Source organism: Actinomadura harenae (assembly GCF_003696215.1).
Taxonomy (GTDB): domain Bacteria; phylum Actinomycetota; class Actinomycetes; order Streptosporangiales; family Streptosporangiaceae; genus Spirillospora; species Spirillospora harenae.
Map to the genome: position 1 here is coordinate 1 of NZ_RFFG01000265.1, position 1,326 is coordinate 1,326.

The 1,326-nt window shown below is 77.5% G+C and carries 1 pseudogene; it reads right to left on the minus strand.

Annotated features, from left to right (window positions below):
* Positions 1 to 1,326 (minus strand): annotated as a pseudogene (locus EBO15_RS45015) (hypothetical protein); the annotation flags it as partial.

Sequence of the window (1,326 nt, forward strand, 5' to 3'; positions counted from 1 at the left end):
GAGCGCGGCGGCGCGCCTGGCCAGGGCGGCGGCGCTGGCGCGGCGTCCGGACGTCCGGTGCTGGTCGGCGAGGTCGGCCAGCGCGCGGGCCAGCTCCAGCCGGTCCGGGGACCGTTCGAGCAGTTCGACGGCCTCCACGAGCGGCCAGAGCCGCCGGTCGTGCGGCAGTGCGCGCGCCAGCACCCGGAGGGTCGCGCCGCGCGTGCACGTCTCCCCGGCGGTGAGCAGCGCCAGCTGCTCCTCGGCGAGCCGGTGGGCGGTGCCGGTGTCTCCCAGGGCCAGATGCGCCTCGGCCAGGTCGGTGCGCCAGGGCAGCAGGCCGGGCAGGTCGACTCCCCAGGACGTCATCAGGTCGCGGCAGGCGAGGAACTCGGTGAGCGCCGAGCGCGGACGCCCGGCCGCCAGCTGGTACCGTCCCCGCGCCCGCAGGTAGGGCAGGCCGAGCGGACTCGCGAACAGCGCCTCCGGCAGGGGCCGCCGGAGCAGCTCGTCGGCTTCGGCGAGCCGTCCGGTCACGGTCAGCGCCTCCGCGGCGACGGCGATCGCGACGCCGCCGAAGACACCGAACCCGCGCACGGGCACCAGGTCGAACGCGCCCGCGACGCACCGCGCCGCCGCGTCCGGCTCGCCGCGGCGGTGGTGGATCAGCGCGCGCAGCACCAGCACCATCGTGTCCACCAGCGGCGGACGCCGCCCCTCCTCCTGGTCCAGCGCGTCGCACCAGCGTTCGGCCTCGTCCGGCTCCCCGGAGTGGACCAGCGCGGCGATGACCGCGATCCGGGTCAGGTGCCCGAAGCCGAGTCCGGCGTCCCGGAAGGTCTCCTCGACCGCCGCGACGATCCGCTCGCGCGCCGCCCATCCGCTGTCGGGGTCGGTTCCCCGCCAGGCGTCCGCGTGCGCCCGGTGCCCGCCGGGCCGCGCCGGATCCAGGCCGGGCGGCGACCCCATGGACGAGACCACAGAAGAGGCCACAGACGAGGCCGTGGATGAGGCCACAGAAGAGGCCCCGGACGAGGCCGCCGCGCCGGGCAGGGAACGGAACAGGCCGGGGTAGACGTACCGCAGCCAGGGCTCCGGAACGCGCGGCCGGGCGGCGGAACCCTCGGGGTCCTCGCCGGACGCCCGGCACGCCTCGGCCATCACGTCCGGCACCTCCTCGGTGCGGCCGAGCCACAGCATCCAGGTGGCCACCGTCACGACCGCGTCGGCCTGGAGCCGTCCCGCGCGCGCGTCGCGGCCGAGGTCGGACAGGTGCCGCGCGGCGGTGGCCGGGTCGATCTGCCACTCGGCGCGGGCGAGTTCGAACCGGACGCGCGGGCGCCGGTC